The organism is Pseudomonas sp. OTU5201 (assembly GCF_038440135.1).
Taxonomy (GTDB): domain Bacteria; phylum Pseudomonadota; class Gammaproteobacteria; order Pseudomonadales; family Pseudomonadaceae; genus Metapseudomonas; species Metapseudomonas resinovorans.
In genome coordinates this window covers 1-17970 of sequence record NZ_JASATC010000042.1, presented here as the reverse complement: position 1 = coordinate 17970, position 17970 = coordinate 1, and the positions used below count along the sequence as shown (strand labels likewise).

General features: G+C 63.7%; 19 protein-coding genes. 7 read left to right on the top strand and 12 right to left on the bottom strand.

Annotated features, from left to right (window positions below; genetic code table 11):
• Positions 1–97 precede the first annotated feature (97 nt).
• The 5 genes from AAHM40_RS22050 to AAHM40_RS22030 all read right to left on the bottom strand — a co-directional run bounded on the left by AAHM40_RS22050 (position 98) and on the right by AAHM40_RS22030 (position 4034).
• Positions 98–712 carry an isochorismatase family cysteine hydrolase gene (locus AAHM40_RS22050; protein WP_342246563.1) on the bottom strand — a complete coding sequence of 205 codons (615 nt, stop codon included), beginning with the start codon at positions 710–712 and terminating at the stop codon, positions 98–100.
• Between the two features lie 180 nt (positions 713–892).
• Complete coding sequence (locus AAHM40_RS22045; protein ID WP_342246562.1) at positions 893–1564, bottom strand: class I SAM-dependent methyltransferase; 672 nt, start codon at positions 1562–1564, stop codon at positions 893–895.
• Positions 1565–1758: 194 nt separating this feature from the next.
• Positions 1759–1968, bottom strand: coding sequence for a cold-shock protein (locus AAHM40_RS22040; RefSeq protein WP_028626465.1), 210 nt, complete (start codon positions 1966–1968; stop codon positions 1759–1761).
• Positions 1969–2273: 305 nt separating this feature from the next.
• Complete coding sequence (gene hisN, locus AAHM40_RS22035; protein WP_342246561.1) at positions 2274–3059, bottom strand: histidinol-phosphatase; 786 nt, start codon at positions 3057–3059, stop codon at positions 2274–2276.
• Between the two features lie 42 nt (positions 3060–3101).
• Positions 3102–4034 carry a LysR family transcriptional regulator gene (locus AAHM40_RS22030; RefSeq protein ID WP_342246560.1) on the bottom strand — a complete coding sequence of 311 codons (933 nt, stop codon included), beginning with the start codon at positions 4032–4034 and terminating at the stop codon, positions 3102–3104.
• Positions 4035–4147: 113 nt separating this feature from the next.
• On the opposite strand from AAHM40_RS22030, the gene AAHM40_RS22025 reads away from it, so the two are divergent.
• Positions 4148–4897, top strand: a complete 750-nt coding sequence (locus AAHM40_RS22025) for an SDR family NAD(P)-dependent oxidoreductase (protein WP_342246559.1) — start codon at positions 4148–4150, stop codon at positions 4895–4897.
• Positions 4898–4915: 18 nt separating this feature from the next.
• The gene (locus tag AAHM40_RS22020; RefSeq protein WP_342246558.1) at positions 4916–5518 is read left to right on the top strand and encodes an NADPH-dependent F420 reductase; all 603 of its coding nucleotides are present in this window, start codon (positions 4916–4918) and stop codon (positions 5516–5518) included.
• Positions 5519–5521: 3 nt separating this feature from the next.
• Here AAHM40_RS22020 and AAHM40_RS22015 read toward each other — a convergent pair whose 3' ends face one another.
• Positions 5522–6526, bottom strand: a complete 1005-nt coding sequence (locus tag AAHM40_RS22015) for a zinc-dependent alcohol dehydrogenase family protein (RefSeq protein ID WP_342246557.1) — start codon at positions 6524–6526, stop codon at positions 5522–5524.
• A gap of 111 nt (positions 6527–6637) precedes the next feature.
• Here AAHM40_RS22015 and AAHM40_RS22010 point away from each other — a divergent pair, with 111 nt between their 5' ends.
• Positions 6638–7519: a LysR family transcriptional regulator gene (locus tag AAHM40_RS22010; protein ID WP_342246556.1), complete on the top strand. Its 882-nt coding sequence runs from the start codon at positions 6638–6640 to the stop codon at positions 7517–7519.
• Positions 7520–7583: 64 nt separating this feature from the next.
• Here AAHM40_RS22010 and AAHM40_RS22005 read toward each other — a convergent pair whose 3' ends face one another.
• Both AAHM40_RS22005 and AAHM40_RS22000 read right to left on the bottom strand, forming a co-directional pair.
• A complete protein-coding gene (locus AAHM40_RS22005) occupies positions 7584–8408 on the bottom strand; it encodes an alpha/beta fold hydrolase (protein ID WP_342246555.1) in 825 nt (274 codons plus the stop codon).
• A gap of 90 nt (positions 8409–8498) precedes the next feature.
• A complete protein-coding gene (locus tag AAHM40_RS22000; protein WP_342246554.1) occupies positions 8499–9056 on the bottom strand; it encodes a cysteine hydrolase family protein in 558 nt (185 codons plus the stop codon).
• 104 nt (positions 9057–9160) lie between these two features.
• Between AAHM40_RS22000 and AAHM40_RS21995 the strand changes: the two genes are divergently transcribed.
• On the top strand, positions 9161–10141 hold the full coding sequence (locus AAHM40_RS21995) for a GlxA family transcriptional regulator (RefSeq protein ID WP_342246553.1): 981 nt from the start codon (positions 9161–9163) through the stop codon (positions 10139–10141).
• A gap of 462 nt (positions 10142–10603) precedes the next feature.
• Here AAHM40_RS21995 and AAHM40_RS21990 read toward each other — a convergent pair whose 3' ends face one another.
• The gene (locus AAHM40_RS21990) at positions 10604–10972 is read right to left on the bottom strand and encodes a hypothetical protein (protein WP_342246552.1); all 369 of its coding nucleotides are present in this window, start codon (positions 10970–10972) and stop codon (positions 10604–10606) included.
• 478 nt (positions 10973–11450) lie between these two features.
• Between AAHM40_RS21990 and AAHM40_RS21985 the strand changes: the two genes are divergently transcribed.
• Complete coding sequence (locus AAHM40_RS21985) at positions 11451–11735, top strand: hypothetical protein (RefSeq protein ID WP_342246551.1); 285 nt, start codon at positions 11451–11453, stop codon at positions 11733–11735.
• Between the two features lie 18 nt (positions 11736–11753).
• Here AAHM40_RS21985 and AAHM40_RS21980 read toward each other — a convergent pair whose 3' ends face one another.
• The 3 genes from AAHM40_RS21980 to AAHM40_RS21970 all read right to left on the bottom strand — a co-directional run bounded on the left by AAHM40_RS21980 (position 11754) and on the right by AAHM40_RS21970 (position 14308).
• On the bottom strand, positions 11754–11978 hold the full coding sequence (locus AAHM40_RS21980; protein ID WP_342246550.1) for a GGDEF domain-containing protein: 225 nt from the start codon (positions 11976–11978) through the stop codon (positions 11754–11756).
• Positions 11979–12202: 224 nt separating this feature from the next.
• Positions 12203–12523, bottom strand: coding sequence for a DUF2025 family protein (locus AAHM40_RS21975; RefSeq protein WP_342246587.1), 321 nt, complete (start codon positions 12521–12523; stop codon positions 12203–12205).
• A 459-nt stretch (positions 12524–12982) separates the two neighbouring features.
• A complete protein-coding gene (locus tag AAHM40_RS21970) occupies positions 12983–14308 on the bottom strand; it encodes an MFS transporter (RefSeq protein WP_342246549.1) in 1326 nt (441 codons plus the stop codon).
• A 174-nt stretch (positions 14309–14482) separates the two neighbouring features.
• Here AAHM40_RS21970 and AAHM40_RS21965 point away from each other — a divergent pair, with 174 nt between their 5' ends.
• Both AAHM40_RS21965 and AAHM40_RS21960 read left to right on the top strand, forming a co-directional pair.
• Positions 14483–15397 (top strand): LysR family transcriptional regulator, encoded by a 915-nt coding sequence (locus AAHM40_RS21965; RefSeq protein ID WP_342246548.1) that lies wholly within the window; start codon positions 14483–14485, stop codon positions 15395–15397.
• A gap of 252 nt (positions 15398–15649) precedes the next feature.
• The gene (locus AAHM40_RS21960) at positions 15650–17737 is read left to right on the top strand and encodes an LTA synthase family protein (protein ID WP_342246547.1); all 2088 of its coding nucleotides are present in this window, start codon (positions 15650–15652) and stop codon (positions 17735–17737) included.
• Positions 17738–17970: the final 233 nt, after the last annotated feature.

Here is a 17970-nt window from a genome sequence, read left to right as displayed (position 1 = left end):
GCTCCTACAAGGCTCTTGGCCGGATGGGAAATCGCTCGCAACAGCTATCGCGGACATAGCGAATGAATTCGCCCCTACAGGAGAGTTGCACGCCCCACTATTCCCCAATCGCAGCCAGCACTTCCTCGGTACTGAGGATCGCATGGGCATAAGTCGGCCCGTTCAGCTCATGGGCTGCATGCATGGCCTCAGACGAGAACGCCGCCGTAGCATCGGTCACCAAGGTTACGTGGTAACCCAGTTCCGCGGCGAAACGCCCGGTGGACTCAATGCAGGTATTGGCCAGCATCCCGATCAGGATCACACGCTGTATGCCGTGCTGCTTGAGCTGGTAGTCCAGGTCGGTATTGGCGAAACCACTACCGCCCCAGTGCTCCTGAATCATCACGTCCTGTTCCATCGGCTGGAAATCAGGGTGCCATTCCCCACCCCAACTGCCCGCAGCGAACACCTGGGCGCGGCTGGCACCCAGTTGGTAAGGGCTGGGGTGTTTCCAGGACTTGAAGTCGTTCGGCCGCGCGCGATGGTGTGGCACATAGAAAACCTGAATCCCTGCCTTGCGCGCTGCAGCCAGCACCCGGCGCAGGTTATCCAGCGTGCCCACGGCGTCGGCAACCGGTTTGGCCAGGCCATTGAGCTTGCCGCCTTCACTCAGGAAATCGTTATACGGGTCCACCAGCAGCAGGCCGCTGCTCTCGCATGGGTAAGTCATGACGCTGCCTCGGCACAATCAGTGACCTGAGCCAGTGTAGATAGCCCCTGACCAAATCGCTCTGCGCGCACAAAAGTTGCGGCACTTTTGGTCGGCCTCGTTGGAGGTATCTGGCCAGAAGACGGATAGAGATTCAGCGAGAAGCAAAGTCCCGGATTCAGGTCTGGCCCTGCAGAGCCTTCACAGATTGAATCGGGAATCGTCGCGCTGGAAATGCAGAAGCGACCCCTTGAAGGCTTCGCCATTGCCCAGAAGGCAGTTCATTTTGCTGGTGCTCGACATATAGTCGAGTTCGACCATTTCCCGACAGAAGCTGGACCGGTTCGAGCGATTGGGGTCGACGATGTAGACGTCCACCGTATCGGCCGAGTGCCGATCGATGAAATCTGCGAGCAGCGCCGGCTGGCCACGCTCATAGATGAGGTCGCTACCGATGATCATATCGAACACACCCAGCCCATCTTCGAGGTCGGACCAGTCCGCCGCCTGGTACTTGAGGGGGCCGAGATCGTTCAGGCGCAAATTTTCTTTCAGGAAATCGGGGATCAACGGGTGATAGTCGCTGGCGGTGATATCGCCACCCCGGCGATGTACCACAAGGCTGGCCAGAGCCAGGCCGGCCCCCACTTCGAGGATGCGTTTGCCTTCCAGGTCCATCGTGAGCATCGCCAGCGCAAGGACCTGCCCCGATGGCCAGATCTGGCCAAACAGCGGCCAGCTCTCGGGCGATATACCCAGGTTCTCTGCCACCATCTCGGGATCGTGATATTGCTGGTGATCAAGCAACGAGCGGATATGAAAGTCCATATCGCCCACGGATATATCTTGATACCTGACCTCATAGCCTGGCATGCGGAACTCCCTATTCAGTGAGTAATGCCGCCAGATGCGCAGCACTGGATAGTTAATTGGTAACTATCGACAGTACATGGAGGCAAATCGAAGTAAGTTTCTGCTGCCAATAGACAAGCCAGCGAAACGATCGGATTTTTTGGAGCAGAAATAGAAAAGCCCCGTAGAACGGGGCTTTTCGAGTCGGAAAAGTATCAGACTACCTGAACTTTATCCGCTTGCAGGCCTTTCTGGCCACGTACGACTTCGAAAGTCACTTGCTGGCCTTCGCTCAGGCTCTTGAAGCCAGTGCTTTCGATCGAACGGTAATGAACGAACAGATCAGCGCCTTCTGCGGGGGTGATGAAGCCGAAGCCTTTTTCATCGTTGAACCACTTGACGGTGCCGGATTGACGATTGGACATTTCATAACTCCAAGATAAAAATAAATAACCCTGATAGGAACTCAGGAAATTACTGAAGTGCTAAAGCTGTAACGAATCGAGGAGATGAAATAACTTCAATCAGAACATCGAACCAAGTATCGCAGAGACAATCGCAGAGCAGTGGACGCGACTATACGCGGTTCGATCAGGATGTACAGGTTTATTTTCAGGCACATTATTTGCGCCGGCAAATACGCTTGGCATTCATGCGCTTAGACGACGAACGCGGAAATTTCCGCAGGCGGGATGCCAGAAAGCCAGCAGACCCCGCCGCGGTTCATTCATCACGCCGACCGCATCAGCTCAAGGATCTGGGCATGCAGACGCGGGTCGCCGCAGGCGATGACATCGCCGCCGTGCTGTGCGTCGCCACCATCCCAGCGGGTCACCACACCACCCGCGCCCTCGATGATCGGTATCAGCGCCTGGATGTCGTAGGGCTTGAGGCCCGGATCGAGCACCACATCCACTAGCCCCAGGGCCAGCATGCAGTAGGCGTAGCAATCGCCGCTGTAGCGCATCAGACGAACTTCGCGAGAGAGCTTGTCGAACAGGTCGCTGTAGGGCGGCTGCTGGAAATGCTCGGGGCTGGTGACCATCAGGGTCGCATCGGCCAACCGGCTGCAGGCACGTGTCTGGATCGGGCGGCCGTTGAGCGAGGCACTGCTGCCATCACCGACGAAGCGCTCACGGGTAAAGGGCTGGTCCATCATGCCCAGCGCCGGACGGGTGCCGTCGTTGAGGGCGATCAGGGTCCCCCAGAGCGGAATGCCGCTGATAAAGGAACGGGTACCGTCCACCGGGTCCAGTACCCAGGTCCAGGGTTCCTCGCCCGCGATGTTCTCCTCTTCCTCGCCCAGGACGCCATGTCCGGGATAGCGCTCGCCGATCAAGGCACGCATGGCCCGTTCGGCGCCCTTGTCGGCCAGGGTCACGGGGTCGAAGCGCTCGGCCTCCTTGTTCTCCACCTCCAGAGGCAGGCGGAAGTAGGTCAGGGTTACCCGGGCCGCCGCATCAGCCAGTTCTTCAGCGAACTCCAGGTACTCGGGAGGGAGGGATTGATCGTTCATGGGGACTCCGTATCGGGCGAATCAGCAGGTTTCCAGCATAGGTCAGGCGCCCAGGCTTCCGGCGAAGCGCCGGTCCAGCCGTTCGCGCTGGAAATGCTCGGTGAGAAAGTCGATGAAGGCGCGGGTCTTGGCCGGCAGCAGGCTGCGACTGGGGTAATAGAGAGCAATGGTACCGGCATCGGCGTACCACTGGGGCAATAGTCGCACCAGTTGGCCACGCTCCAGCCAGGGCAGCACGTCGGGTACCGCCAGCAAGGCGACGCCGAGGCCCAGCAGGGCCGCTTCGCGCATGGCGGCGGGGTCGTTGAGCATGAGGGTCTCGGCCAGTGGCGCGGCCACTTCGCTGCCGCCGGCGTCACGCAGGGTCCAGTGGCGCATCCGGCCGGTGCGGGAGGAGCGCATGACGATGCCGTCGAAGTCGATCAGCCCGGCCGGATCGGTGGGCAAGGTGCGGTCCGCCAGATAGGCCGGCGCCGCCACTGCGATGATGTGAGCCGGCGCCAATGGCCGCGCCACCACGCCTTGGGCCAGATCGAAACCGCCGCCGATGGCCAGGTCATAGCCTTCGGCAATCAGATCCACCGGGCGGTTTTCCAGGTGCCACTCCGGACGCACCTGGGGGTAGCGGGCTCGGAAGGCCGGCAGCAAAGGCAGGATGTGAGTCATGCCGAAGCTCGGCGCCATGCTCATCTTGAGTACCCCGGAAGGCTCGCCCTGATCGTTGCCTACCGCTGCAATGGCCGACTGCAGGGCCTCCAGGTTTCCGCCGATGGCCTGGAGGAAGCGTTCACCGGCTTCGGTCAGGGTGAGCTTGCGGGTGGAGCGCTGGAACAGGCGCACGCCGAGGTTGCGCTCGAGCATGGCAACGTTGCGGCTGACAGCGGCCGGCGTCAGGGCGAGGCGACGCGCGGCGGCGGAGAAGCTGCCGGTCTCGGCGCTGCGCACGAAGGACTCCAGGTTGGCGAGGGTTTCCATCGGCCGACCTTATATCAATGCTTGAAAATCATTCAAGACATTACCCACTAATCAATGATCAATCCGGAGGGGATAGTGGACTCACACCCACCCCAACCCCGGAGATACCCGCCATGACCACCACCCTCCCCCTCGCCGGCAAGACCGCCCTCGTTACCGGCGGCTCCCGCTCCATCGGCGCCGCTATCGCCAAACGCCTGGCCGCTGACGGTGCCGCCGTCGCCATCACCTACAGCGCCTCGCCCGACAAGGCCGCGGAAGTCGTGCGTGCCATCCAGGCAACCGGCGGCCGCGCCGTTGCCATCCAGGCCGACGCCGGCAATCCGGCCGCCGTGCGCGCCGCCGTCGCCGAAACCGTGGACGCCCTCGGCAGCCTGGATATCCTGGTGAACAACGCAGGCCTTGGCCTGGGCGGCGCCATCGACGAAATCCCCTTCGAAACCTACGAGCGCATGCTGGCGGTGAACGTCACCGGCGTGTTCGTAGCCACCCAGGAAGCCGTACGCCATATGTCGGCAGGCGGGCGCATCGTGCATATCGGCTCCTCCATGACCCATTACGCGGCCTTCCCCACCGCCTCGCTCTATACCCTGACCAAAGGTGCCATCGCCGGTTTCAACCGCAGCCTGGTACGCGACCTCGGACCGCGCGGCATCACTGTGAATACCGTGCACCCCGGCCCCACCGACACCGACATGAACCCGGACGGCGGCCCGGTGAGCCAGATCGTCGGCCCAGGCATCGCCATCGGCCGTTATGGCAAGCCGCAAGAGATCGCCCATGTGGTGGCCTTCCTCGCCGGACCGGACGCGTCCTTCGTCACCGGTGCCGACATCATCGCCGACGGCGGCTTCACCGCCTGATCCATCCGGAGAACAAGCATGAAAAGCATTGGAATCATCGGTGCAGGCGCCATCGGGGCAGCCTTCGCCAAAGCCCTGGCCCATCAGGGTATTGAAGCGGTAATCGCCAACAGCCGCGGTCCGGAATCCCTGGCGGAACTCGTCCGCGATCTCGGTCCGACCATCAAGGCCGGCACCCGCGAACAGGCAGCCGCGCAAGACATCGTGCTAGTGGCAGTGAACTGGTCGAGGCTGCCCTCCGCCCTGGCAGGCCTGCCAGACTTCGCCGGGCGCATCGTGATCGACGCCAACAACCCTATCGAGGCGCCGCTGTTCAGGCCGGCGGAACTGCACGGCCGGCTGTCCAGCGAGGTGTTCACCGACCTGGTACCCGGCGCCCGCGTGGTGAAGGCCTTCAACCACTTGCAACCGCAATTGATATCGGGCAATCCGGCCAGCGAGGGCGGTCGCCGCGTGCTGTTCTATTCGGGCGACGACGCTCAAGCCAAGGTCGACGTGGGTGGGCTGATCGAGCGCCTGGGGTTCTTCGGAATCGACCTCGGTGCACTGGCCATCGGCGGCCGCCTGGTACAGTTCCCCGGCGGCCCCCTGCCAGCCCTCAACCTGGTGCGTTTCGGCTGACGGTCAGCCGACGAGGTCAACCACCACCTTGCCCTGGGCGTCACCGCTGGCCACCAGCCGGTGCGCGTCCAGGGCCTCCTCCAGACTGAAACGATGGGGGTCCAGGCGGACCTTCAGCTTGCCGTCTTCGACCAGCCTTGCCACCTTCGCCAGAATCTCGCTGTGATGTTTGCGGCCCTCGCCGGTGAGCAGCGGCAACAAGGAGAAGACCCCCGAATAGGTGGCGCCCCGGAACGACAGCGGCGCCAGCTTGTGCTCACCCCAGCCCAGGGCGCTGACCACATGGCCGGTGTAGTGACGTACTGCCTGGAACGACGCATCCAGCGTGACGCCGCCAACGGTGTCATAGACGATGTCGAAGCCTCTCCCGTCGGTGTGACGCGCCACGTAGTCCTCCACCGCGGTACTGCGGTAGTCGATGGCGATGGCACCGAAACCTTCGATCACCGCCAGGTTCTCGGCCGAGCCAGTCGCGTAGACCTCGGCCCCGAAAGCACGGGCGATCTGGATCGCCACATGGCCCACGCCACCGGCACCGCCATGCACCAGAACCTTGTGCCCGGCACCGACCCTTGCCCGGTCCACCAGCCCCTCCCAAGCGGTGATGGCCACCAGCGGCAATGCAGCGGCCTGGCGCATGTCGAGGTTGACCGGCTTCTTCGCCAACAGGTCGGCATCCAGCACCTGATAGTCCGCCAGGGTTCCCGGGGTGCCGCCGATACCTCCGGCCATACCGTACACCTCATCCCCCGGCACGAAGTTGCTGACGCCCTCCCCCACACTCTCCACCACGCCGGCCAGATCCATCCCGAGCACGGCGGGCAACGTCTGCCGGGCATGGGCGCCCTTGCCGGCGCGAATCTTGGTATCCAGCGGGTTGACGCCGCTGACGTGAATACGCACCAGCACCTGGCCCGGGCCGGGCTGCGGGCGCATCGGATGGATGAGCTTGAAAGGCGCGTCGACGGTTTCGAGCAACAGTGCGCGGTCACGGGTTTCGACAGTCATGGCTAAGGCCTCCGGGTTGCAGTGGAGAACATTCTTCGCCCACCAGCTCATTCGCAGAAGACGGGGAAACGGCATAGCATTCATTCCACCTGAGAATGAGTGGGAACGGTGATGGACAAGCTCAATGCAATGGCCGTGTTCGTACGGGTGGTGGAAAGCGGCAGCTTTTCGGCAGTGGCGCGAGAACTGGGCACCAGCCAGCCAACCATCAGCAAGCAGGTGCAGGCCCTGGAGACGTCCCTGGGCGGCCGGCTGATCGCTCGTAACACGCGCCAGCTCTCGCTCACGGATGAGGGACAACGCTATTTCGAGCAGTGCCGACAGATTCTCTCGGCAGTGGACATCGCCGAACTCAGTTTCCAGACCGGGCGCGAACAGGTGGCTGGCCCCTTGCGGGTGGCTTCGTCCGTGAGCTTAGGCCGCACGTGCATCGCCCCCGTGCTCGGGGAGTTCCTCGCACGTTATCCACAGGTCAACCTCGACCTGCAGCTCAGCGACCGCAACGAAGACCTGGTAAGCGAAGGCATCGATGTCAGCCTGCGCATCGGCGAGCTACCGGCCAGCGGGATGATCGCGCGCAGGCTCGGCCATATGCGGCGCGTGGTACTGGCCGCCCCCGCCTACCTCGCAGCCCGTGGCACACCACAGTCGCCGGAGGCGCTGCGTGAGCACAACTGCCTGGTTTTCAGCCTGCTGCCGGATGCCGGTACCTGGACCTTCATACGCGACGGGCACACACAGTCGGTGCGGGTGAGCGGCAATGCGCGCAGTAACAGTTCGGAGGCGATTCGAGAGATGGTGCTATCCGGGTTGGGTATATCGCTGTCGCCGGACTGGCTGTTCATGGCCGACCTTGCGGCCGGTCGAGTAGTCGCCCTGCTTCAGGACTTCACCCCTTCAACCTTGCCCATCCACGCCCTGTCCCCAGCCAACCGGCGGCAGTCGGCGCGGGTCAGGGCCTTTGTGGATTTCATTGCACAGAAGCTCGCGTAGTCAGTGGCCGGACGGAGCGAGGCCCGACATTGCAGCGCCAGGCCTCACACCTTCGCCCCCCTGCCTAGGACTTGATGAAAGCCAGCAGATCGGCATTGACCTGCTCCTTGTGGGTGTCGGTCAGGCCATGGGGAGCACCGGGATAGACCAGCAACTTCGCGTCCTTGACCAGCTTGGCCGACTCCAGTCCGGAGGCCTTGATCGGTACGATCTGGTCGTCGTCGCCATGCAGGATCAGCGTCGGGATGTCGAATTTCTTCAGGTCTTCGCGGAAGTCGGTCTCGGAGAAGGCCTTGATGCAGTCATAGGCGCTCTTGTGGCCAGCCATCATGCCTTGCATCCAGAAGGAGTCGATCAACCCCTGCGACACCTTGGCGCCCGGGCGGTTGAACCCGAAGAAGGGGCCGCTGGCGATGTCCTTGTAGAGCTGCGAGCGATCGGCAACGGAGCCCGCCCGAATACCATCGAAGGCTTCGATCGGCGTGCCCAGCGGGTTGTCTTCGCTCAGCACCATTTTCGGCGGCACGGCAGCGATCAGTCCGGCCTTGGCCAAGCGCCCGGTACCGTGGCGGCCAATGTAACGGGCCACTTCGCCGCCACCGGTGGAAAAGCCGAAGAGGATTGCATCGCGCAGGTCCAGCGCCTCGATCAGTTCGGCCAGATCGTCTGCGTAGGTGTCCATGTCATTGCCGTCCCAGGGTTGGCTGGACCGGCCATGACCACGGCGGTCGTGGGCGATGGCGCGGTAGCCCTGGCTGGCCAGGAAGAACATCTGTGACTCCCAGCTATCGGACGTCAGCGGCCAGCCATGGCTGAAGACAATGGGCTGGCCGGAGCCCCAGTCCTTGTAGTAGAGCTGCGTACCGTCTCGGGTGGTGATGCTGCCCATCTTGCGCACTCCTTCGGTGTCGGGCCCCGGTCCGGGGCCCCATGGGGTGGGAAGGTGCTCGATTGCACTCGACTGCATCAGCGGCGGGGGTTACTCGCCGTGCTGCGCGAGGTATTCGTCAGTGGAAATCACAGTGGCGTAGGCGAATGCCAGCGCAGCCATGAAGGCACCATGGACTTGTTCAGCGGGGACGACCTTGCCGTTGAATTCCAGGTCCCGCGAGGCGCAGGCATCGTGGACCACCGTGACCTGGTAACCATAGTCGGCCGCTGCGCGGGTGATGCCATCGACACACATATGGCTCATGCTGCCGACGACCGTCACCTTCTCCACGCCGTTGCTGTCGAGGATGTCCTTCAGTCCGGTTTCGCGGAAGGAGTTGACGAAGTGCTTCAGGACCACCGGCTCGCCCGGCGCATTCAGCACCTTCGGATGGATGTGCGCGCCCTCCGAGCCAGGCCGGAAGAAAGGCGCATCCGGGCTGGTGAACTCGTGACGGATGTGAACCACCAGGTCGCCTGCCTCGCGTGCACCGGCGATGATCCGGGCGGCCTTGTCGGCTGCGGCGTCCGCGCCGTGGAGGGTCCAGAGGCCACCGGGGAAATAGTCATTCTGGATGTCGACTACGATGACGGCTTGCTTGCTCATGATGTTCACCTCAGGTTGTGGGGGGGGTTCGTGGGATCTAAGGTGAACCTTTCAGCACCGGGCAGGGATCGGCGCAACCGACAAATTCGCAGGAAAAACTGACAATGAAGACCATGCTGGAGATCGGCCTCCTGCTCTATCCCGGTGCCCAGCTCGCGGCGGCCCACGGCCTCTCCGACCTGTTCACCGTGGCCAATCGCATGGCCGCCGAGCACACCGACGCCGACCTTCCCCTGCTGCGGGTGCGTCACTGGTCGGCTGCCGATGACGGCGTATTGCGCTGCACCCTCGACAGCCACCCGGACGCCGACAGCCGTGTCGCGGCGGTGGTGGCGCTGCCTTGCATCGGTTCGCTGCCCTCGACCGCAACCCTGCAGCCCTTCGCCGACTGGCTCACCCGCCAGCATGCAGAGGGAGTGACCTTGACCTCGGTGTGCGCAGGTGCATTCGTGCTGGCGCAGACGGGCCTGCTCGCCGGCCGCGCCATGACCACCCACTGGAGCCTGGCCAAGGACCTGTCCGAGCGCTATCCGGATGTGAAAGTGGATGCCGACAAACTGGTGGTGGACGACGGCGACATCATCACCGCCGGCGGCGTGATGGCCTGGACCGACCTTGGCCTGACCCTGGTGGACCGCCTGCTGGGGCCGACCATTGCCGCCAACACCGCGCGCTTCCTGGCGCTCGACCTGACCCGCCACTCCCAGCAGTACTTCCGCCGGTTCACCCCGCGCCTCAACCATGGCGACGAGGCCGTGCTCAAGGTGCAGCACTGGCTGCAGCGCCAGGACGCACGCAACGTCAGCCTGCCCGCCATGGCCGACCAGGCCGGACTGGGCGAGCGCACCTTCCTGCGCCGCTTCCAGCTGGCCACCGGTCTGCGCCCCACCGAATACTGCCAGCAGCTTCGTGCCGCCAAGGCCCGTGAACTGCTGGAACTGACCAATCGCTCCGTGGATCAGATCGCCTGGGAAGTCGGCTACCAGGACCCGGCGGCCTTCAGGAAGGTGTTCAACAAGATGGTTGGGCTGTCGCCCACGGATTACCGGCGGCGGTTCGGGCGGCGGAGCCTGGGGGAGTCGTGAGGTTTTCTGCTGTTGGGGCGAATGATTTGGCTCTGTCTGAGTGAGATGTTGCGGCGCTGCAAGGAGTTCTTCAGCTCAGACCATCCAAGCCTCCGTGCGTGCTGATGCAACCCCTCTCGCCCCCCTCTCCCGCAGCGAGCGAGGGGTGACGCGCGCCGGCGAGGCATGAACCATCCTGAAGCCCACGCGGGCCTGGAACCGGACAGATGAGGCAGGGCCGCGGCTCTGCCCCTGCAGGAGGCCGAACGATGGAGAGAGGGTACCCGACGAAGTCGGGTCGGATAGTGGGGCAAGCGTTCTTGTTTACTCTTGCCGTGATTGGCAAAAGTGACTCGCCCGGGAAGGTGAAACCAGAACTACCTGCAGAACTGGGCAAGCAGCCTGACTCAGGACGTTCTAGCAACAATTAACGCAGGCATAGCCAATAAACTCGCTCCCACGACGATTTCCAGATCAGCGCCTTTACTCTTCGCTGCACCACCAGTCCTCACACGCCTCTTCGTCCAGCACGCCCTCCCCATCCCGTATTTCCACATCTCGATAAACCCCAAGCGCCGGGTCGAAGGTGCGAATCAGCACCTGCGGCTCTTCGGTGCTGACGCGGGGTAGCCGGGCATCGCGAAACGGGTGGTACTCGGGGATCACGACGAAGGGTTGCGGCGGTAGGTCGGCGAAGGGCCTGGGGGGCTGCGATACATGGGGTTGCAGCGGACGGCTGGGGTAGTCGGTCGTGCCCAGATAAGGCCCCAGTCCATAGTACGAATCGCTATAGCCGTCCCCCAAGGCGCAGGGTGTGACCAGTACCAGGAGCAGGATTCCGCGGCATCCCATGACGGCGCCCTCTACGGTGAGTCCCCCAAGGACTTCAGTTATAGCACCGGCCGCACGGCCCGCTGCCCAATGCCCAATGCCCAATGCCCAATGCCTTATCGACGCTGACCGAAAAGGTGGGCGATGTCCCCATTCAGCCTGCTACTCATCTCCCTTGCCAGCACCCTCGCGTATCTGGGCCTGGCCGTCCTGGGCCTGGGCGGGTTCACGGCGTTTTGCGGAAACCCGCCACTGGTGGCCCTGACGCTGCCACCGCTACTGGCGCATCCGCGCGGAAGATGCCTTGCTGCGTATCGAACTCTGCGAGGAGTACTGCGCCTTCTGCGCTCATTTCGCGACCGTTCCCCGGGGTCTACTAGACCGTTCGCCCCAGCAACTCGAACCGTGGGGATTCGCGTGCGGTCAAATTCATGCAACCCACTGGCGCCCTGCTCTTCCTTGGCGAACATCCGGGCGTTGAGTTTCAGGAGATCTGCGAATGATCACTCACTACAAGATCGGCAAGAACCTTGCCTGCGGACGACACGGCAGCAACCTGATTGCCAGCACCGAACTGGCGCGGGTGAAATGCCGCAACTGCAGGAACACCGACGCCTTCAAGGAGGCCCGCCGGGACGCGCGCAACGCCGCCCGGCGCGCAGCTCGCCGGGCCAAGGCCGCCCACGCGGCCAATGACTGGCGCTATTTCTGGGAAGAGAAGCTGACCAGGATGCCGGGCCGACAGCGCCTGCCACGGGGCTTTGGCGACCAGCCCTTCGTCTGATCCCGCCGGGGCGAAGCTTCAGTCCACGCAGGATTTGATGCAGTTGCGCCCCGCGCCCTTGGCCAGGTAAAGCCCCTGGTCGGCACGCTTGATCACGCTCTCGCCATTATTGTCGTCGGGACGGGCCTGGGCCGTGCCGATGCTGACAGTCATGCGATTGACCTCCGGCGCCGGAGTGCCTTCGATCGTCGCGCGAATCTTCTCCGCCACCAGCACGGCATCGCCCTCCTGCGCAGCCGGCACAGGCTGATGCCACCGATGAGAAGGGCTAGGCGGTTCCTGAAGGTTCCGGGGAGAAGGGGCATCGAAGGCTTCCTGGCTTGAACTGACCTTCATGACTGCATGCACTCAAGCGCGGAAAATAACGCGGTCGGCGCGCAGGTTTCGGGGGGCTCGCACGAACGCGGCCACGCTCCCCGGCGCCTACCGTATCCACCTGGATTCCCCTCCGGCGACTGGCGCGTCGCTCAAAGGCGCCGGCGTTCGGCACTGATTTCCGGCAGGTCGGTGCGGCGCAGATAGACCAGGAGCACGTCGCACAGATTGAGGCGGTCGTTGATGTTCTGCTCCAACAGGATCTGCAGGCACTCGCGGCTCAAGGTCATGACCTGGTCGGTCTTCGTTGCCCAGACGAACTCGCAGGCTGGAACGATGCTGTCGTCGGGCACGTCCATGCCGAACGAATCCTCGCTGAATCGGACGATGTACTTACCCAGCTTGCGGTTGAAGCCGACAAAGCCCTTGAGGGCGTCGGCGGCGTTGCAGATATCGACGGAAGTGATGCTCATGCTGTACGTCCCTGGTTGGATCGACGGGTTGGGCACGCATGACAGGCAGGAATGTCCCCACTCTGCGCGGTGGGGTAGGCAGGCCATTCTGCCAGCCGCGAACAACTTGGGGGATAGCGCCACGGGAGGCGCTTTGTCGCACCCGTGGCGTTTCGCCGGGGCGTCCAGCCCCAGCACCGTAGAGGCATTGTTCGCGCGCGCCCAGCGGCAGAACCCACCGTAGCCACAGCCAAGGTCCACCACGCGGAGATTTCGCATTTCCGGCAGCAGGGCGCGCAGCGCCGGCCATTCGGGGGCGCCGGCGAGCCCGAAGCGAGAGCGGCCAAGCTGGCCATAACCTTCAAAGAAGTCGGGGTCGTCGTAGATGTTCTGGGTCATTTGCCCCGGCCCCCTGGAAAAACCCCAGACTCTGGTGGCTCAGCGTCCCGGCGGCAACGACGCCATCGGACTGACTCCGTCTCAGTGCGCCGGCTGCACGATGGCGTTGCCCGGCAGCGCGGGCAGTCGTGCCAAATGCAGGGCAACCGCCACCGCGACCACCAGCAAGGCACCGATGAACAGGCCGACACCCTGCCAACCGTAGTGGTGCCAGAACAGGCCGCCGAGGGTGCCGGCCAGGCTGGATCCGACGTAATAGCTGAACAAGTAGAGCGATGAGGCCTGGCCCTTGGCACTCTGGGCGCGGCGGCCAATCCAGCTGCTGGCCACCGAGTGCGCACCAAAGAAGCCGAAGGTGAAGATCGCCATGCCGGCCAGGATCACCCCCAACGGGCTGAACAGGGTCAGCACCAGCCCCCCCAGCATCAACAGAATGGCAGCCCAGAGCACCTTGCGCCGGCCCAGCTTGTCCGCCAGGGAGCCGACCCAGGCCGAGCTGTAGATACCCGACAGGTAGACCACCGAGAGCACGCCCACCACGGCCTGGGTCATCTGGTAAGGAGACGCCAGCAGGCGGTAGCCGATGTAGTTGAACAGGGTGACGAAAGCGCCCATCAGCAGGAACCCGGTAAGGAACAGCCAGGGCAGGCCCGCATCACGGAAGTGCAGGCGATAGCCTTCCACCAGGGTGGACGGTTTGAGCGGCTGAGGACGGAAGTGCTTTGACTCCGGCAGCACGCGCCAGAACACCACGCCGGCCAGCAGCGCCAGGCCGCCGAGCACGGCCAGCGCCGCGTGCCAGGAGACGAAGTCCACCAGCACGCCGCTGATCAGCCGCCCGCTCATACCGCCAATGGCGTTGCCGCTGATGTAAAGGCCCATCGAGAAACCGAGGTGATGCGGGTGGATCTCCTCGCTGAGGTAGGTCATGGCCACGGCGGCCAGGCCGCTCAGCGACAGCCCGACCAGGGCGCGCATCACCAGCACGCCTTCCCAGGTCGGCATGACCGCACTGGCCAAGGTGAACAGGGCGGCGGCGATAAGCGACACCACCATCACCGGCTTGCGGCCGATGGCGTCGGAGAGCGGGCCGGTCACCAGCAGGCCGAGGGCGAGCATGGCGGTCGATACCGAAAGCGCCAGGCTGCTCTGGGCAGCGGTGATGGAGAAGGCCTTGGACAGTACCGGCATCATCGGCTGCATGCAGTACAGCAGGGCAAACGTGGCGAAACCGCCGGAGAACAGCGCCAGCGACGTGCGCATGAACTGCGGCGTGCCTTTGCGGATATAGGTGGGAAGTTCGGGATCGTTGGCGGCGGCATCCGGCAGCTCACTGGCTGCGTCACGCACCGCCTCGCTAAACGCGGGGTCGTCTTCGGTCTTGAGTACTGCCTGGGATTTGCTCACGGGACACCTTCGGAAGATTGCGGCGAGCAGGCACAACGAGGCCGTGCCGCCTTTATCAGGGGCTGGGGATATTCGTTGTTGGGGTTATGGGCCGAAGGATATCGGGCGGTTTATATTATCTCCAATATATTGTTCGACACATTTAATACGTTTTGAATATCAATAGGCATCCCCATGGAACTGAGACATCTGCGCTACTTCATCGCCGTGGCCGAGGAACTGCACTTCGGTCGAGCCGCCGAGCAACTGGGCATCTCCCAGCCCCCGCTGAGCCAGCAGATCCAGGCCCTGGAAGAAGAAATCGGCGCACGCCTGCTGGAGCGGACCAACCGCCGGGTGGAACTGACCGAAGCCGGCCGGCGCTTCCTCGACGAGGCCCGACAGGTACTGGTGCACGTGGACAAGGCCGTGCAACTGGCGCGCCGCGCCCATCGTGGCGAGCTGGGTGAGCTGAAGGTGGGTTTCACCTCGTCCGCCCCGTTCACCTCCAGCATTCCCCGCAGCATCCACGCCTTCCGCCAGGCCTATCCGGATGTGCACCTAGAACTCACCGAGGGCAGCAGCGCGGAAACGGTCAAGGCGCTGCTGGAGGACAGCCTGCAGGTGGGGGTGATCCGCCCCCTCAACCTACCGGACAACCTGCTGGCCGTGGAGCTGTTCAGCGAGCCGCTGGTGGCCATCCTGCGCGCCGACCACCCCTTGGCCGTCGGTAGCGAGGACGGCATCCATTTCGGCGCCCTGGCGGAGGAACCCTTCGTGTTTTTCCCGCGTACCTTCGGTACCGGCCTCTACGACCAAATGCTCGAGCTCGCCCGCAATGCCGGCTTCCTGCCCCGCGTCGCCCAGGAAGCCAGCGAAGCCATGACCATCATCGGCCTGGTATCGGCTGGACTTGGGGTATCGGTGCTGCCCGCCTCGTTCCGCCGCACCCGCGTCGACGGTGTGGTCTATCGCACCCTGCTGGACACGGGCGCGACCACCGCCGTCTGGTTGGTACGCAAACGCAGTGAACGCTCGCCCCTGGCGCTGTCGTTCATCGAGCTGGTGACCCGCGAGGCGGCCGCCATTCGAGAACGCCGCGAGGGTTGAGCTCAGCGCTGAGCCGCTTCGGTTCCCTAGGCCGTTGCTGGAGCGACGAGCGGCAATAATCGGGGCTGCCCCCACAACGCGACCAATCGCCGCTCATTCGACGTTTTTTTCACATTCTGTCTGGCAGAGTCCGCCGGCCTCGGCGGGCTTGACTGGAACCAATGTGCCATCAGGTGGTCTTTTTGCCTCTGGCAGCAGTTCCCTAAAGAGATGCCGCCCCGACTTGAAGTAGACCTATGGATGCTTGATCGCATGACCGCACAGGAACCCGTTACCACCCGGCAGTCCTCGTTCAACCTGGACCGTCCCACCGTCAAGAGCCACCTCGCCTTCACACTGATCAGCGCTGCCGCCCTGATGGTGATGTACAGCCTGCTGCGGGTGGCGCTGCTGGTGTACAACAGCGACCAGATCGGCGACAGCCCGGCCTCGGTCTTCGTCGAAGCCTTCTACAACGGCCTGCGCTTCGACCTGCGAGTTGTGGTGTTCGCCTGTGTGCCACTGCTGCTGTCCCTGCTCAGCGTCCGCGCCATGGCCGCCCGGGGCCTGCACCGGATCTGGCTGACCCTCTTCGCCAGCCTCACCCTGTTACTCGGCATCAGTGAGCTCGACTTCTATCGCGAGTTCCACCAGCGCCTGAACAGCCTGGTGTTCCAGTACATGCAGGAGGACTTGGGGACTGTTGCCAGCATGATCTGGAACGGCTTCCCGGTAGGTCGCTACCTGATCGCCTGGGCCCTGGCCACCGCGGTGCTCTACTGGATGTTCCGTGGCCTGGACCTGCTGAGTCGCCCACGATCCCGTGCCCTGCACGGCAGTCCGGCCGTTCACCATCACGCCCCCTGGTTCGCCCGTGTAGCTGTCTTCATGGTCTGCCTGGTGGTCGCGACGACTGCAGCCCGCGGCCACCTGCGCCAGGGTCCGCCGCTGCGCTGGGGCGACGCCTTCACCACCGACTCGATGTTCGCCAACCAGTTGGGCCTGAATGGCACACTGACTCTGGTGGATGCCGCCAAGAACAGTTTTTCCTCCCACCGCGACAACGCCTGGAAGGCCACCCTGCCCGAGGATGAAGCCCTGGCCGCCGTCCGCCAGATGCTCCTGACGCCCAACGACAAGCTGGTGGATGCCGACAAGGCCGCCATTCGCCGTGACTTCACCCCGCCAGCCGAAGGCACCCTGCCGATCCGCAATGTGGTGGTGATCCTCATGGAGAGCTTCGCTGGCCGCTACGTCGGCGCCATGGGCAGCCCGGAGGGCATCACCCCCTACTTCGACAAGCTGGCCAAGGAGGGTCTGCTGTTCGACCGCTTCTTCTCCAACGGCACCCACACCCACCAGGGGATGTTCGCCACCATGGCCTGCTTCCCCAACCTGCCCAGCTTCGAATACCTGATGCGCACCCCCGAAGGTGCGCACAAGTTTTCCGGCCTGCCGCAGCTGCTCAGTGCCCGCAACTTCGACGACCTCTACGTCTACAACGGCAATTTCCAGTGGGACAACCAGTCCGGCTTCTTCAGCAACCAGGGCATGACCCGCTTCATCGGCCGCGAGGACTTCGTAAACCCGGTGTTCATGGACAAGACCTGGGGCGTTTCCGACCAGGACATGTTCGACCGTGGCGCCGCCGAACTGGCGAAGATGCCCACCGACAAGCCGTTCTACGCCCTGCTGCAGACCCTTTCCAACCACACGCCCTATGCCCTGCCGACCGACCTGCCGGTGGACAAGGTCACCGGCCATGGCGCCCATGACGAGCACCTGACCGCCATGCGCTACTCCGACTGGGCCCTGGGCCAGTTCTTCGAGAAGGCGCGCAAGGAGCCCTACTTCAAGGACACCCTGTTCGTGGTGGTCGGCGACCATGGTTTCGGCAGTGACAAGCAACTTACCGAGATGGACCTGTTCCGCTTCAACGTGCCGCTGCTGTTGATCGGCCCCGGCGTGCAGGAAAAGTTCGGCACCCTGAATCACACCGTCGGTACGCAGATCGATGTCGTGCCCACCATCATGGGCCGCCTGGGCGGCGAGGTTCGGCACCAATGCTGGGGCCGCGACCTGCTCAACCTGCCAGCCGACGACCCGGGCATCGGCGTGATCAAGCCGTCCGGCAGCGACCAGACCGTCGCCATCGTCAGCAGCGACCGCATCCTGGTACAGCCCAAGGACTTCCCGGCGCGCCTGTACCAGTACCAGTTGGGGGCCAACGCGAAGGCCGAGCGCATCCCCGGCGACAGCGACCCACGCCTGCAGAAGTACCTCGAAGCCTTCTTGCAAACCGCCACCGGCAGCCTGCTGAACAACACGGCCGGGGTCGAGGACGCCAAGCAGCACCAGTGACTGAAAAGGCCCCGCACGATGCCTTGTGCGGGGCGGCCTCTCTGTAGGGGCGAATTCATTCGCCAAGGGCCGCGCAGCGGCCCCATGTTGCTCCGCAGGGCATACCTGCGGTCTGCTTGGCGAATATATTCGCTATGTCTGCGTTAGCTATTGCGAGAAATTTCCCATTCGGCCAAGAGCCTTGTAGGAGCTGGCTTTGCAGCGAAACGCCGCCATTAGGAGGCCAGCCCGCA

Excerpts from the sequence above, each read along its gene's own strand:
- AAHM40_RS22050 (WP_342246563.1), bottom strand. The coding sequence starts at position 712 with ATGACTTACCCATGCGAGAGCAGCGGCCTGCTGCTGGTGGACCCGTAT.
- AAHM40_RS22045 (WP_342246562.1), bottom strand. The coding sequence starts at position 1,564 with ATGCCAGGCTATGAGGTCAGGTATCAAGATATATCCGTGGGCGATATG.
- AAHM40_RS22040 (WP_028626465.1), bottom strand. The coding sequence starts at position 1,968 with ATGTCCAATCGTCAATCCGGCACCGTCAAGTGGTTCAACGATGAAAAA.
- hisN (WP_342246561.1), bottom strand. The coding sequence starts at position 3,059 with ATGAACGATCAATCCCTCCCTCCCGAGTACCTGGAGTTCGCTGAAGAA.
- AAHM40_RS22030 (WP_342246560.1), bottom strand. The coding sequence starts at position 4,034 with ATGGAAACCCTCGCCAACCTGGAGTCCTTCGTGCGCAGCGCCGAGACC.
- AAHM40_RS22025 (WP_342246559.1), top strand. The coding sequence starts at position 4,148 with ATGACCACCACCCTCCCCCTCGCCGGCAAGACCGCCCTCGTTACCGGC.
- AAHM40_RS22020 (WP_342246558.1), top strand. The coding sequence starts at position 4,916 with ATGAAAAGCATTGGAATCATCGGTGCAGGCGCCATCGGGGCAGCCTTC.
- AAHM40_RS22015 (WP_342246557.1), bottom strand. The coding sequence starts at position 6,526 with ATGACTGTCGAAACCCGTGACCGCGCACTGTTGCTCGAAACCGTCGAC.
- AAHM40_RS22010 (WP_342246556.1), top strand. The coding sequence starts at position 6,638 with ATGGACAAGCTCAATGCAATGGCCGTGTTCGTACGGGTGGTGGAAAGC.
- AAHM40_RS22005 (WP_342246555.1), bottom strand. The coding sequence starts at position 8,408 with ATGGGCAGCATCACCACCCGAGACGGTACGCAGCTCTACTACAAGGAC.
- AAHM40_RS22000 (WP_342246554.1), bottom strand. The coding sequence starts at position 9,056 with ATGAGCAAGCAAGCCGTCATCGTAGTCGACATCCAGAATGACTATTTC.
- AAHM40_RS21995 (WP_342246553.1), top strand. The coding sequence starts at position 9,161 with ATGAAGACCATGCTGGAGATCGGCCTCCTGCTCTATCCCGGTGCCCAG.
- AAHM40_RS21990 (WP_342246552.1), bottom strand. The coding sequence starts at position 10,972 with ATGGGATGCCGCGGAATCCTGCTCCTGGTACTGGTCACACCCTGCGCC.
- AAHM40_RS21985 (WP_342246551.1), top strand. The coding sequence starts at position 11,451 with ATGATCACTCACTACAAGATCGGCAAGAACCTTGCCTGCGGACGACAC.
- AAHM40_RS21975 (WP_342246587.1), bottom strand. The coding sequence starts at position 12,523 with ATGAGCATCACTTCCGTCGATATCTGCAACGCCGCCGACGCCCTCAAG.
- AAHM40_RS21965 (WP_342246548.1), top strand. The coding sequence starts at position 14,483 with ATGGAACTGAGACATCTGCGCTACTTCATCGCCGTGGCCGAGGAACTG.
- AAHM40_RS21960 (WP_342246547.1), top strand. The coding sequence starts at position 15,650 with ATGACCGCACAGGAACCCGTTACCACCCGGCAGTCCTCGTTCAACCTG.